General features: G+C 62.4%; 13 protein-coding genes and 1 tRNA gene. 5 read left to right on the top strand and 9 right to left on the bottom strand.

Annotation, left to right across the window (positions count from 1 at the left end; all coding sequences use genetic code 11):
• Window positions 1-25: 25 nt before the first annotated feature.
• Window positions 26-102 (bottom strand) — tRNA-Val (locus BGP85_RS08620).
• 202 nt (window positions 103-304) lie between these two features.
• On the opposite strand from BGP85_RS08620, the gene BGP85_RS08615 reads away from it, so the two are divergent.
• Window positions 305-1,588: an NAD(P)/FAD-dependent oxidoreductase gene (locus BGP85_RS08615; RefSeq protein ID WP_103446777.1), complete on the top strand. Its 1,284-nt coding sequence runs from the start codon at window positions 305-307 to the stop codon at window positions 1,586-1,588.
• 72 nt (window positions 1,589-1,660) lie between these two features.
• Here BGP85_RS08615 and BGP85_RS08610 read toward each other — a convergent pair whose 3' ends face one another.
• A complete protein-coding gene (locus BGP85_RS08610) occupies window positions 1,661-2,404 on the bottom strand; it encodes a peptidase C39 family protein (RefSeq protein ID WP_103446776.1) in 744 nt (247 codons plus the stop codon).
• A gap of 156 nt (window positions 2,405-2,560) precedes the next feature.
• Between BGP85_RS08610 and BGP85_RS08605 the strand changes: the two genes are divergently transcribed.
• The gene (locus BGP85_RS08605; RefSeq protein WP_027920521.1) at window positions 2,561-2,740 is read left to right on the top strand and encodes a hypothetical protein; all 180 of its coding nucleotides are present in this window, start codon (window positions 2,561-2,563) and stop codon (window positions 2,738-2,740) included.
• A gap of 63 nt (window positions 2,741-2,803) precedes the next feature.
• Here BGP85_RS08605 and BGP85_RS08600 read toward each other — a convergent pair whose 3' ends face one another.
• Window positions 2,804-3,556 (bottom strand): TerC family protein, encoded by a 753-nt coding sequence (locus BGP85_RS08600; protein ID WP_103446775.1) that lies wholly within the window; start codon window positions 3,554-3,556, stop codon window positions 2,804-2,806.
• 30 nt (window positions 3,557-3,586) lie between these two features.
• Window positions 3,587-3,826, bottom strand: a complete 240-nt coding sequence (locus BGP85_RS08595) for a hypothetical protein (RefSeq protein ID WP_103446774.1) — start codon at window positions 3,824-3,826, stop codon at window positions 3,587-3,589.
• Between the two features lie 132 nt (window positions 3,827-3,958).
• On the opposite strand from BGP85_RS08595, the gene nhaR reads away from it, so the two are divergent.
• From nhaR to BGP85_RS08580, 3 genes are all read left to right on the top strand, one after another.
• The gene (gene nhaR / locus BGP85_RS08590; protein WP_103446773.1) at window positions 3,959-4,852 is read left to right on the top strand and encodes a transcriptional activator NhaR; all 894 of its coding nucleotides are present in this window, start codon (window positions 3,959-3,961) and stop codon (window positions 4,850-4,852) included.
• Window positions 4,853-4,926: 74 nt separating this feature from the next.
• The gene (sstT, locus tag BGP85_RS08585) at window positions 4,927-6,138 is read left to right on the top strand and encodes a serine/threonine transporter SstT (protein ID WP_103446772.1); all 1,212 of its coding nucleotides are present in this window, start codon (window positions 4,927-4,929) and stop codon (window positions 6,136-6,138) included.
• Between the two features lie 132 nt (window positions 6,139-6,270).
• Window positions 6,271-6,918 (top strand): YceH family protein, encoded by a 648-nt coding sequence (locus BGP85_RS08580; RefSeq protein WP_103446771.1) that lies wholly within the window; start codon window positions 6,271-6,273, stop codon window positions 6,916-6,918.
• A 5-nt stretch (window positions 6,919-6,923) separates the two neighbouring features.
• On the opposite strand, the gene BGP85_RS08575 is transcribed toward BGP85_RS08580, so the two are convergent.
• The 5 genes from BGP85_RS08575 to galU form a co-directional block, all read right to left on the bottom strand.
• Entirely contained in the window at window positions 6,924-7,112 is a 189-nt protein-coding gene (locus BGP85_RS08575; protein ID WP_041166543.1) for a hypothetical protein, read from the bottom strand.
• Window positions 7,113-7,197: 85 nt separating this feature from the next.
• On the bottom strand, window positions 7,198-8,775 hold the full coding sequence (ahpF, locus tag BGP85_RS08570; RefSeq protein WP_103446770.1) for an alkyl hydroperoxide reductase subunit F: 1,578 nt from the start codon (window positions 8,773-8,775) through the stop codon (window positions 7,198-7,200).
• 125 nt (window positions 8,776-8,900) lie between these two features.
• Window positions 8,901-9,464 carry an alkyl hydroperoxide reductase subunit C gene (ahpC, locus tag BGP85_RS08565; RefSeq protein WP_004375926.1) on the bottom strand — a complete coding sequence of 188 codons (564 nt, stop codon included), beginning with the start codon at window positions 9,462-9,464 and terminating at the stop codon, window positions 8,901-8,903.
• Between the two features lie 205 nt (window positions 9,465-9,669).
• Window positions 9,670-11,025: a glutathione-disulfide reductase gene (gene gorA / locus BGP85_RS08560; protein WP_103446769.1), complete on the bottom strand. Its 1,356-nt coding sequence runs from the start codon at window positions 11,023-11,025 to the stop codon at window positions 9,670-9,672.
• Window positions 11,026-11,123: 98 nt separating this feature from the next.
• Window positions 11,124-11,963, bottom strand: a complete 840-nt coding sequence (gene galU / locus BGP85_RS08555) for a UTP--glucose-1-phosphate uridylyltransferase GalU (RefSeq protein WP_103446768.1) — start codon at window positions 11,961-11,963, stop codon at window positions 11,124-11,126.
• Window positions 11,964-11,970: the final 7 nt, after the last annotated feature.

Here is an 11,970-nt window from a genome sequence, read left to right as displayed (position 1 = left end):
GATGCCCGGAGACCGGGACTTTGTTTGGTAGGCACAATTGGACTCGAACCAACGACCCCCACCATGTCAAGGTGGTGCTCTAACCAACTGAGCTATGTGCCTGTCGTGTGGTGCGCATTCTACGCAATCCAAAAACCCTGTCAACACTTTTTTTCGCGCTAACTCACTGAATCTTAAACTGTTTATAGAGAAGGGCCCGCTGCAGGCCAGTAAAGGATTTTCAACAGACGACTAGCGGGTGTTTATTATTATTGATAGCATCGGTACATTCGTTAAAAATATAAAACACAGAGGTTTCTGCAGCATGGCTAACACCCCCTACCCCCAGTCCTACTACGCCGCCTCGGCCAACCCGGTGCCGCCACGTCCGGCGCTGCAGGGTGAGGTGGAAACCGATATCTGCATCATCGGTGCCGGCTACACCGGCCTGTCCAGCGCGCTGTTCCTGCTGGAAAACGGCTTCAAGGTGAGCATCGTCGAAGCGGCCAAGGTCGGCTTCGGCGCATCGGGCCGCAACGGTGGCCAGATCGTCAACAGCTACAGCCGCGACATCGACGTCATCGAGCGCACCGTCGGCCCTAAAGAAGCACAGCTGCTAGGCCAGATGGCCTTCGAAGGCGGCCGCATCATCCGTGAGCGCGTGGCCAAGTACAACATCCAGTGCGACCTGAAGGACGGCGGCGTGTTCGCTGCGCTGACCGCCAAGCAGATGGGCCACCTGGAATCGCAAAAGCGCCTGTGGGAACGCTTTGGCCATAATCAGCTGGAGCTGATGGACCAGAAGCGCATCCGTGAAGTGGTCGCCTGCGACAACTACCTGGGCGGCATGCTGGACATGAGCGGCGGCCACATCCACCCGCTGAACCTGGCCCTGGGCGAAGCCGCCGCGGTCGAGTCGCTGGGCGGCATCATCTATGAGCAGACTCCGGCCATCCGCATCGAGCGTGGTGCCAACCCGGTGGTGCACACTCCGCAAGGTAAGATCCGCGCCAAGTTCATCATCGTTGCCGGCAACGCCTACCTGGGTAACCTGGTACCGGAACTGGCTGCCAAGTCGATGCCATGCGGCACCCAGGTGATCACCACCGAGCCGCTGGGCGAAGAACTGGCCCGCACCCTGCTGCCGCAGGACTACTGCGTGGAAGACTGCAACTACCTGCTCGACTACTACCGCCTGACCAGCGACAAGCGCCTGATCTTCGGCGGTGGTGTGGTGTACGGTGCGCGCGACCCGGCCAACATCGAAGCGATCATTCGCCCGAAGATGCTCAAGGCCTTCCCGCAACTGAAGAACGTCAAGATCGACTACGCCTGGACCGGCAACTTCCTGCTGACCCTGTCGCGTCTGCCACAGGTCGGCCGTATCGGCGACAACATCTACTACTCGCAGGGTTGCTCGGGCCACGGCGTGACCTACACCCACCTCGCAGGCAAGGTGCTGGCCGAGGCCCTGCGTGGCCAGGCCGAGCGCTTCGACGCCTTTGCCGGCCTGCCGCACTACCCGTTCCCGGGTGGCCAGATGCTGCGTGTGCCGTTCAGCGCCATTGGTGCCTGGTACTACAGCCTGCGTGATCGTCTGGGCTTCTGATGATGTAAGCAGGCCTGGCCTCTTCGCGGGGCAAGCCCGCTCCTACAGGAGCGGGCTTGCCCCGGCGAAACGCTATTTATTCAGACTACGCACAGCCTGTTTAGCCGCAACCTCCTGGCCCGCCCGGGCCAGTTCGTCGGCAGCCTGCAGCCAACGCTGGCGGTCCACCTGGGCCGGTAGCTGGCGCGGGGGCTGCACCAGCACCGCCCAACTCCCCTCCTTCGCCCACGCCGAGGCAAAGTCGTCGAACGCCATCAGCTGGCGCCGATGCATCCCTGAACGCAGCAGCACGCGCTTCTTGAAGCTGTCATAGCCGATCAGCACCGCGTAACGCGGCTCGCTCCACCACGCCGAACCTTCCTCGTAACGCAGCAGCACCGGGTTGCCAGCGGCCACCTGAGTCAGCAAGGCATCCAGTTGCTTGTCCAGCGGGTACACGACCATGCCGTACTCGCGAGCCACACGCGGGATGCTGGTTTCCAGCGCATCGGCTGCCTTCGGCAGATTCAGCGGTTTGTCCAGCAGCCCCGGGGTGATTGGCGCACCTTGCTGCGAGAGCAGCGCGGCCAGGGCCATCGCCCCGCTGTGGTTGGCATTGCCGCGGTAGAACGGCACGCTGCTGATCTCGACCCGCTGGGGCATGCCCTTGAGGCTTGCAGGGGGTGCGCTGGCGCAGCCGCCCAGGGTCGCCGCCACCAGGCAGGCGGCCAACAGCTGACGTGGGACGATCGCCCAGCGCTTGCAGGAATATTGCTCCATGGACACTCGCTTGTTCCGATGCCAGGCAGGCAGCGCCCGGCTCTGGCCACCGATCATAGGGCGCCGCGTTGCGCGGGTATAGTCCGACAAGAAATTGCAACCAATCGGCTTAAGCAATCGACCTTTGGTCAATGGAACGTCACGGGCGGGCAGCTAGACTAAAGCTGTGTCTGGAGGGCAAACCGCAGGTTGGCCCAAGAGAAGGAGGCACACATGAGCCTGACCATGGCAATCCTTATGCTGGTGGGTATGTGGCTGAGCGTCGCGGCCGCCATGCTGTGGGGTGTTCTGCGTATCGTGCGGCGTCATTCCCAGCATCACCACCTGCCACCGCAGGCCCCGGCCAAGGCGCAGCCTGTGCGCAGGGCGCGGCGGCATGCCGGGGTGCACTGAGGTTTCTTCAGCTGAATGCAAACGGGGCGCCAAGCGCCCCGTTGTTTTTTTCACCAGCCTTAATCAGCCTTCAGCAGCTTCACGCTTGAGCCGCGCTCGGCGGGCCAGGATGTTGAGGATCTCGATCACCGTCGAGAAGGCCATCGCCGCATACACATACCCTTTCGGTACATGGGCGCCAAAACCTTCGGCGATCAGCGTCATGCCAATCATGATCAGGAAGCCCAGGGCCAACATCACCACTGTCGGGTTGTCATTGATGAAGTTGGCCAGCGGGTCGGCGGCCACCATCATGACGATGACGGCGGTGATCACGGCAATGATCATGATCGGCAGGTGCTCGGTCATGCCCACGGCAGTGATGATGCTGTCGACCGAGAAGACGATGTCCAGCAACAGGATCTGGAAGATCGCCGCCGCAAAGCCCAGGGTGACCGTATTAGAGACCTTGGCTTCTTCCTTGGCGCCATGCGGGTCGACGTTTTCGTGAATCTCCTTGGTGGCCTTCCACAGCAGGAACAGGCCGCCGGCAATCAGGATCACGTCCTTCCAGGAGAAGGCGTTACCGAACACTTCGAACACCGGGTCGGTCAACTGCACGATCCAGGCCACGGTGCTGAGCAGTGCCAGGCGCATGACCAGCGCCATGCTGATACCGATACGACGCGCCTTGGAACGGTACTCCACAGGCAGTTTGTTGGTCAGGATCGAGATGAAGATCAGGTTGTCGATACCCAGTACCACTTCCATGGCCACCAGCGTTGCCAGGGCGACCCAGGCGGTAGGGCTAGCGGCGAGTTCCAGCAAGTATTCCATTGTTCAAATCCTGAAGCGGCGGTTGTAGGGTCAGATTTCCTGGGTGTGTTCTTTCTTCTCGGCGTCCTTGGGCTTCTGGCCCTCGTGACCGATGGCATCGCTCAACGCCTGCTGGGCGGCCTTGTTGGTGTCGTCGATGGCCTGCTTGGCCGACTTGGCGGCCTGGTCGAGCATCTGCTGGGCAGACTTCTCGGCCTGGTCGCAACCAGCCAGGCTGAACAGCGCCAGGGCCAGCACCAGCGGAGTGCCAATGGATTTGAGATACAGCATGGTGTCCTCGCTTGAAAAATCCCGGCGGCGCGAAGCGCCTGATGGGGTCGCATTCTAAAGACGCCAATACTTCAGGAAAATTCGTATTTCCAGTGTGTATACTTCGGTTTTTTCGAATCGGGACCCGCGTGCGTGCTCAACTATCGCCAGCTCCACTACTTCTGGGCCGTGGCCAAGACCGGAAGCATCGCTCGCGCCAGCGAACAGCTGAACCTGACGCCACAGACCATCAGCGGGCAGATCAGCCTGTTCGAGCAAACCTACGGGCTGGAGCTGTTTCAGCGCGTCGGCCGGCAACTGGAGCTGACCGAAACCGGCCGTCAAACGCTGGTCTACGCCGAGCAGATGTTCCAGATCGGCGGCGAGCTGGAGGCCCTGCTCAGGGCCGGCCCGCAGGAGCAGATCCTGTTTCGCGTGGGGGTGGCCGACGTGGTGCCGAAGTCGATCGTCTATCGCCTGCTGGCGCCGACCATGGAGCTGGACGAGGTGCTGCGCATCAATTGCCGCGAAGACAAGCTCGAACGGCTGCTGGCAGACCTGGCGATCCAGCGCCTGGACCTGGTGATTTCCGACAGCCCGATGCCCAGCCACCTGGACATCAAGGGCTACAGCCAGAAGCTCGGCGAATGCGGCCTGAGCTTCTTCGCCACCCCGGCCCTGGCCCGGCAGCATGCCGGCCTCTTCCCTGCCTGCCTGCAGGATGCGCCGCTGCTGATTCCCGGCCCGGAAACCGTGGTGAGCAGCCGCCTGTTGCGTTGGCTGAGCGAACAGCAAGTGCAGCCACGCATCGTTGGAGAGTTCGATGACAGTGCGTTGATGCAGGCGTTCGGCCAGTCAGGCAGCGGGATTTTCGTCGCACCAAGCGTGATTGCCGAGGAAGTCTGCCGCCAGTATGGCGTCGAGCTGATCGGCCAGACCGAAGCAGTGCATGAATCGTTCTATGCCATTTCAGTGGAGCGCAAGGTCAAGCACCCGGGGATCGTGGCGATTACCGAGGGCGCGCGGCGGGAGCTGTTTCACTGGTAGTGGCTGCCGGCGATAGGGCCGGGCCTGATTGTGCTAAAGTCGCGCCCTTTGAAGATTCCGAGACTTCGCTGCACATGACGCCTGTTTACCACCTCCTCAACCGCACCAGCCTGGTGACCCAGATCGTCATCGGCCTGGTCGCCGGCATCGCCCTGGCCCTGCTGGCACCCGCCCTCGCCCGTGACCTGGGCTTCCTCGGCAAAGTGTTCGTCAGCGCCCTCAAGGCCGTCGCGCCGGTGCTGGTGTTCATTCTGGTCATGGCGTCGATTGCCAACCACCGCCACGGCCAGGAAACCCACATCCGCCCGATCCTCTGGCTGTACCTGCTGGGCACCTTTGCCGCCGCCGTGGTGGCCGTGGTCGCCAGCATGCTGTTCCCTTCGCAGCTGGCCCTGAGTACCAGCGAGGCGACCCTGAGCGCGCCGGGCGGCATCGGTGAGGTGATGCAGAACCTGCTGCTGAGCGCGGTCGACAACCCGGTCAATGCCTTGCTCAACGCCAACTTCATCGGTGTGCTGACCTGGGCCGTCGGCCTGGGCGTGGCCCTGCGCCATGCCGGCCAGACTACCCGTACCGTGGTCGAGGATCTGTCCAATGGCGTGACCTTGATCGTGCGCGTGGTGATCCGTTTCGCCCCGCTGGGCATCTTCGGGCTGGTCAGCTCGACCCTGGCCCAGTCTGGCCTCAGCGCCCTGCTTGGCTACCTGCACCTGCTGGGTGTGCTGATCGGCTGCATGCTGTTCGTGGCGCTGGTGATGAACCCGCTGATCGTGTTCTGGAAGATCCGCCGCAACCCTTACCCGCTGACCTTGCTGTGCCTGCGCGAAAGCGGCATTACCGCCTTCTTCACCCGCAGCTCGGCGGCCAACATCCCGGTCAACCTGGCGCTGTCGGAGCGCCTGGGGCTGCATGAGGACACTTATTCGGTGTCGATCCCGCTGGGGGCGACCATCAACATGGCCGGCGCGGCGATCACCATCACCGTGCTGACCCTGGCGGCGGTGCATACCCTGGGCATTCCAGTCGACTTGCCGACGGCGGTGCTGCTGAGCCTGGTGGCGGCAATCTGCGCCTGCGGTGCCTCTGGAGTCGCGGGTGGTTCACTGCTGCTGATTCCGCTGGCGTGTAGCCTGTTCGGCATCCCCAGCGAGATTGCCATGCAGGTGGTGGCAGTGGGCTTCATCATTGGCGTGCTGCAGGATTCGGCGGAGACGGCGCTGAATTCTTCGACCGATGTGTTGTTCACGGCGGCGGCTTGCCAGGCAGAAGAGCGGCGTAGCGTTTGAGATTGCCGGGGCCGCTTTGCGGCCCATTCGCGGGGGGCAAGCCCGCTCCTACACAGCCCGCAAGAGCGGTGATTGCTTAAGCCTGGCGCTTTACCTACGCTAGTGGCCTTTCCCCAGCAATGAGACAGGGCCATGTCAGAACACGAAACCGCAGGCGAAGGCCGCTTCAGCAGTATCGAGATCCGCATTCTCGGCGCGCTGATCGAGAAGCAGGCCACCAGCCCGGAAAGCTACCCGCTGACCCTCAACGCCCTGGTCCTGGCCTGTAACCAGAAGACCAGCCGGGAACCGGTCATGAACCTCACCCAAGGCCAAGTCGGCCAGGCCCTGCGCGCCCTCGAGGGCCAGGACATGACCCGCCTGCAGATGGGCAGCCGCGCCGATCGCTGGGAACATCGAGTGGACAAGGCCCTGGAACTGGTCCCCGCTCAGCTGGTGCTGATGGGCCTGATGTTCCTGCGGGGGCCGCAGACCCTCAACGAGCTACTGACCCGCAGCAACCGCCTGCACGACTTCGACGACACCGAGCAGATCCAGCATCAGCTGGAGCGCCTGATTTCGCGCGGCCTGGCCCTGCACCTGCCACGCCAGGCCGGGCAGCGGGAAGACCGCTATACCCACGCCCTCGGTGACCCGGCGGAAATCGAAGCCATTCTGGTCGCACGCCAGCAGGAGGGAGGCGTTCGCGGCAGTGGCGGCACTGTTTCGGAAGAGCGCATTGAAGCCCTGGAAGCGCGGATCGCGGCGCTGGAAGCACGCCTGGCCGAGTTCGAAGGCTGAACCGCCTACGGTTCAGGGTCGGGGAAGTTGCGACAGCTTTTGCGCTCGGCCAGCTCCCGGTCACTGGGGCGCTGGTCGACGAACACGGTGCGGCCGTCGGCATAGATCTCGAGGTAGCCCCAATGCAGGTCCTGCTCTTTCTGCCCGGGCTTGGGGGGGACTAGCCACCAGGGTTCGCGGCTGATCAGGGTCATGGTGAAGTTCCTGAGGGTGTCTGCGCTAAGCATAGACACCTTCAGGTTTTGCTTCGTCAGTGACCGCGAAGGGGCCGGCGCAGGCTTACGCCGGTGCCGAAGTGCGGATCAAGTGATCGAATGCCGCCAACGAAGCCTTGGCGCCCTCGCCCACCGCAATGACGATCTGCTTGTACGGCACGGTGGTCACGTCACCTGCGGCAAACACACCCGGCACATTGGTCTGGCCCTTGGCATCAACGATGATCTCGCCACGCGGCGACAGCTCGACCGAGCCTTTGAGCCAATCAGTGTTCGGCAGCAGGCCGATCTGCACGAAGATGCCTTCCAGCGCCAGGTCATGCACCTCATCGGTGGTGCGGTCCTTGTAACGCAAGCCCGTCACTTTCTCGCCATTACCGACCACTTCGGTGGTCAGCGCGCTGGTGATCACCTTGACGTTCGGCAGGCTGTGCAGCTTGCGCTGCAGCACCGCATCGGCACGCAGCTGGCTGTCGAACTCGATCAGCGTCACCTGGGCGACGATACCGGCCAGGTCGATGGCCGCTTCCACGCCAGAGTTGCCACCGCCGATCACCGCCACGCGCTTGCCCTTGAACAGCGGGCCGTCGCAGTGCGGGCAGTAGGCCACGCCGCGGGCGCGGTATTCCTGCTCGCCCGGCACGTTCATTTCGCGCCAGCGGGCACCGGTGGCGAGGATCACGGTCTTGGCCTTGAGCGAGGCGCCGCCCGCCAGGCGCACTTCATGCAGGCCGCCGTCGGTGGCCGGGATCAGCGCTTCACCGCGCTGCAGGTTCATGATGTCGACGTCGTACTGCTTGACGTGCTCTTCCAGCGCCGTGGCCAGCTTCGGCCCTTCGGTCTCTTGCACCGAGATGAAGTTCTCGATGGCCAGGGTGTCGAGCACCTGGCCGCCGAAACGCTCGGCAGCGACACCGGTACGGATGCCTTTACGTGCGGCATAGATGGCCGCCGCAGCGCCGGCAGGCCCACCACCGACCACCAGCACGTCAAAGGCCTCCTTGGCGTTGATCTTTTCGGCCTGGCGGCTGCCTGCGTTGGTGTCGATCTTGCCGAGGATTTCTTCCAGGCCCATGCGGCCCTGGCCGAACACTTCGCCGTTCAGGTAGATGCTCGGCACCGCCATGATCTTGCGCGACTCGACTTCTTCCTGGAACAGCGCACCGTCGATGGCCACGTGGCGCACATTGGGGTTGAGCACCGCCATCAGGTTCAATGCCTGGACCACGTCCGGGCAATTCTGGCACGACAGCGAGAAGTAGGTTTCAAAGGTGAACTCGCCTTCCAGTGCCTGGATCTGCTCGATCACTTCGGCGCTGGCCTTGGACGGATGGCCGCCGACTTGCAGCAGCGCCAGCACCAGGGAGGTGAATTCGTGGCCCATGGGGATGCCGGCGAAGCGCAGGCTTATGTTTTTGCCATCAAGGGCAGCACCCGGGCGGCTCAGCGAGAACGAAGGGCGACGAGCATCGCTGCCATCCGCGCTGAAAGTAATCAGGTTCGACAGGCCGGCGATTTCCACCAGCAGGTCGTGCAATTCGCGGGACTTCGCGCCGTCGTCGAGGGAGGCAACGATCTCGATCGGCTGGGTGACCCGCTCCAGGTAGGTTTTCAGTTGCGATTTAAGCGTGGCGTCCAACATACGGGCGATTCCTTTTTCAAAACTCGGATACAAAAACGCCCAGGCGAGGTCGCCCGGGCGTTTTTACGGGGCGGTAGGTACTTCAGCTTTGGCGGCTGTCTACCGCCCGCGACGTGCACATCGGCTTAGATCTTGCCGACCAGGTCCAGCGATGGTGCCAGGGTGGCTTCGCCTTCTTTCCATTTGGCCGGGCAGACTTCGCCTGGGTGAGCGGCAACGTACTGGGCAGCCTTCACTTTGCGCAGCAGCTCGGCTGCGTCGCGGCCAACACCACCGTCGTTCAGTTCGACGATCTTGATCTGGCCTTCCGGGTTGATCACGAAGGTACCGCGATCGGCCAGGCCGGCTTCTTCGATCAGCACGTCGAAGTTGCGCGAGATGACGTGGGTCGGGTCACCGATCAGCGGGTACTGGATCTTGCCGATGGTATCCGAAGTGTCGTGCCAGGCTTTGTGGGTGAAGTGGGTGTCGGTCGACACGCCATAGATTTCCACGCCCAGCTTCTGGAACTCGGCGTAGTTGTCGGCGAGGTCACCCAGTTCGGTCGGGCAGACGAAGGTGAAGTCGGCCGGGTAGAAGAACACGACGGACCACTTGCCTTTCAGGTCGGCTTCGCTGACCTGAACGAACTCGCCCTTGTGGTAGGCGGTGGCGTTGAACGGTTTGACCTGGCTGTTGATGATTGGCATGAGAGACGCTCCTTCATGGGGTTGGAATCAGTTGATGGAAAGAATCCTAACCGCTGGTCCCGATAAAGGCTCATTGGCAAAGCTCATGCTCGTGATTGGTTTTGGCTATAACCAGGGATAGTTAATAGAAGGGAATGGGCTGAGCAAAGGATTGCGGGGTATTCAAGACCCCATCGCCGGCTTGCCGGCGATGGGGCCAGTTGCATCAGCGCGTGACTGTGCGCATGGTGACGAACTCTTCAGCGGCAGTCGGGTGCACGCCAATGGTCTCGTCGAACTGTTGCTTGGTCGCACCGGCCTTGAGGGCGATACCCAAGCCCTGGATGATCTCGCCGGCATCCGGGCCGACCATGTGGCAGCCCAGCACCCTGTCGGTCTCGGCATCCACCACCAGCTTCATCAGGGTCTTTTCCTGGATGTCGGTGAGGGTCAGCTTCATGGCGCGGAAGCGGCTCTCGAAGATCTGCACCTTGTGCCCGGCTTCCAGCGCTTGCTCCTCGGTAAGGCCGACGGTACCGATCGGAGGCTGACTGAACACCGCAGTCGGGATGTTCTGGTAATCCACCGGGCGGTATTGCTCAGGCTTGAACAGCCGCCGTGCCACGGCGATGCCTTCGGCCAGGGCCACCGGGGTGAGCTGCACGCGGCCGATCACGTCGCCAATGGCTAGGATCGACGGTGCGGTGGTCTGGTACTGCTCGTCGACGCGGATGTAGCCGCGGGCATCCAACTCAACGCCGGTGTTTTCCAAGCCCAGGTTGTCGAGCATCGGGCGACGGCCGGTGGCGTAGAACACGCAATCGGCGACCAGCTCGCGGCCGTCCTTGAGGGTGGCTTTCAGGCTGCCGTCGTCAAGCTTGTCGATGCGCTGGATGTCGGCGTTGAACTGCAGGTTCAGGCCGCGCTTTTCCAGCTCTTCCTTGAGGTGGGTGCGCACCGAGCCGTCGAAGCCGCGCAGGAACAGGTCACCGCGATACAGCAAAGTGGTATCGGCGCCCAGGCCCTGGAAGATGCCGGCGAACTCGACGGCAATGTAACCACCACCGACCACCAGCACACGGCGTGGCAGGTCCTTGAGGTAGAACGCCTCGTTGGAGGTGATGGCCAGTTCCTTGCCCGGAATGTCCGGCACCTGTGGCCAGCCGCCGGTGGCAATCAGGATATGCTCGGCGCTGAAGCGCTGGCCGTCCACTTCCACTTGGTTGGCGCCGGTGATGCGGGCATGGCCCTGCAGCAAGGTCACGCCGCTGTTTACCAGCAGGTTGCGGTAGATGCCGTTGAGGCGCTCGATCTCGCGGTTCTTGTTAGCGATCAGCGTGCCCCAGTCGAAGTGGCCCTCTTCCAGGGTCCAGCCGAAGCCGGCTGCCTGTTCCAGCTCATCGGCGACGTGGGCGCCGTACACCAGCAGTTTTTTCGGCACGCAGCCGACGTTGACGCAGGTGCCACCCAGGTAACGGCTCTCGGCCACTGCCACTTTTGCACCGAAGCCCGCAGCGAAGCGCGCCGCACGCACACCGCCGGAACCCGCGCCAATCACAAACAGATCAAAATCGTAGGCCATGTATTCACTCTCCTAGGCAGGCGCCCAGCATACCGCCGTTGGCCGCCGCAAACAAAAAAGCCACCCCGAAGGGTGGCTCCTTGAACCTGCATTGCGTATCAGTAGGCCTTGCCGGCCTTGTAGAAGTTCTCGAAGCAGAAGTTGGTCGCCTCGATGTAGCCTTCGGCACCACCGCAGTCGAAACGCTTGCCCTTGAACTTGTAGGCGATCACGTTGCCTTCGGCAGCCTGTTTCATCAGTGCGTCGGTGATCTGGATCTCGCCGCCCTTGCCTGGCTCGGTCTGTTCGATCTTCTCGAAGATGTCCGGGGTCAGGATGTAGCGACCGATGATCGCCAGGTTGGACGGTGCATCCTCCGGCTTCGGCTTCTCGACCATGGCGTGCACGCGGAAGATGCCGTCCTTGATCTCTTCACCGGCGATGACACCGTACTTGTTGGTTTCCTGCGGATCGACTTCCTGGATGGCGACGATCGAGCAACGGTACTGTTTGTGCAGCTTGACCATCTGCGCGAGCACGCCGTCGCCGTCGAGGTTGACGCACAGGTCATCCGCCAACACCACGGCGAACGGTTCGTCACCGATCAGCGGGCGGCCGGTCAGGATGGCGTGGCCCAGGCCTTTCATTTCGGTCTGGCGAGTGTAGGAGAACGAGCACTCGTCGAGCAGGCGACGGATACCGACCAGGTATTTTTCCTTGTCGGTGCCCTTGATCTGGTTTTCCAGCTCGTAGCTGATGTCGAAGTGGTCTTCCAGGGCGCGCTTGCCGCGGCCGGTGACGATGGAAATCTCGTTCAGACCAGCATCCAATGCTTCTTCAACGCCATACTGGATCAGTGGCTTGTTGACCACCGGCAGCATTTCCTTGGGCATGGCTTTGGTAGCAGGCAGGAAGCGAGTGCCGTAGCCGGCTGCCGGGAACAAGCATTTCTTGATCATAAACATC

Source organism: Pseudomonas putida (assembly GCF_002906855.1).
In the GTDB taxonomy this organism is placed as follows: Bacteria; Pseudomonadota; Gammaproteobacteria; order Pseudomonadales; family Pseudomonadaceae; genus Aquipseudomonas; species Aquipseudomonas putida_N.
This window is presented reverse-complemented; position numbering and strand designations above follow the sequence as displayed.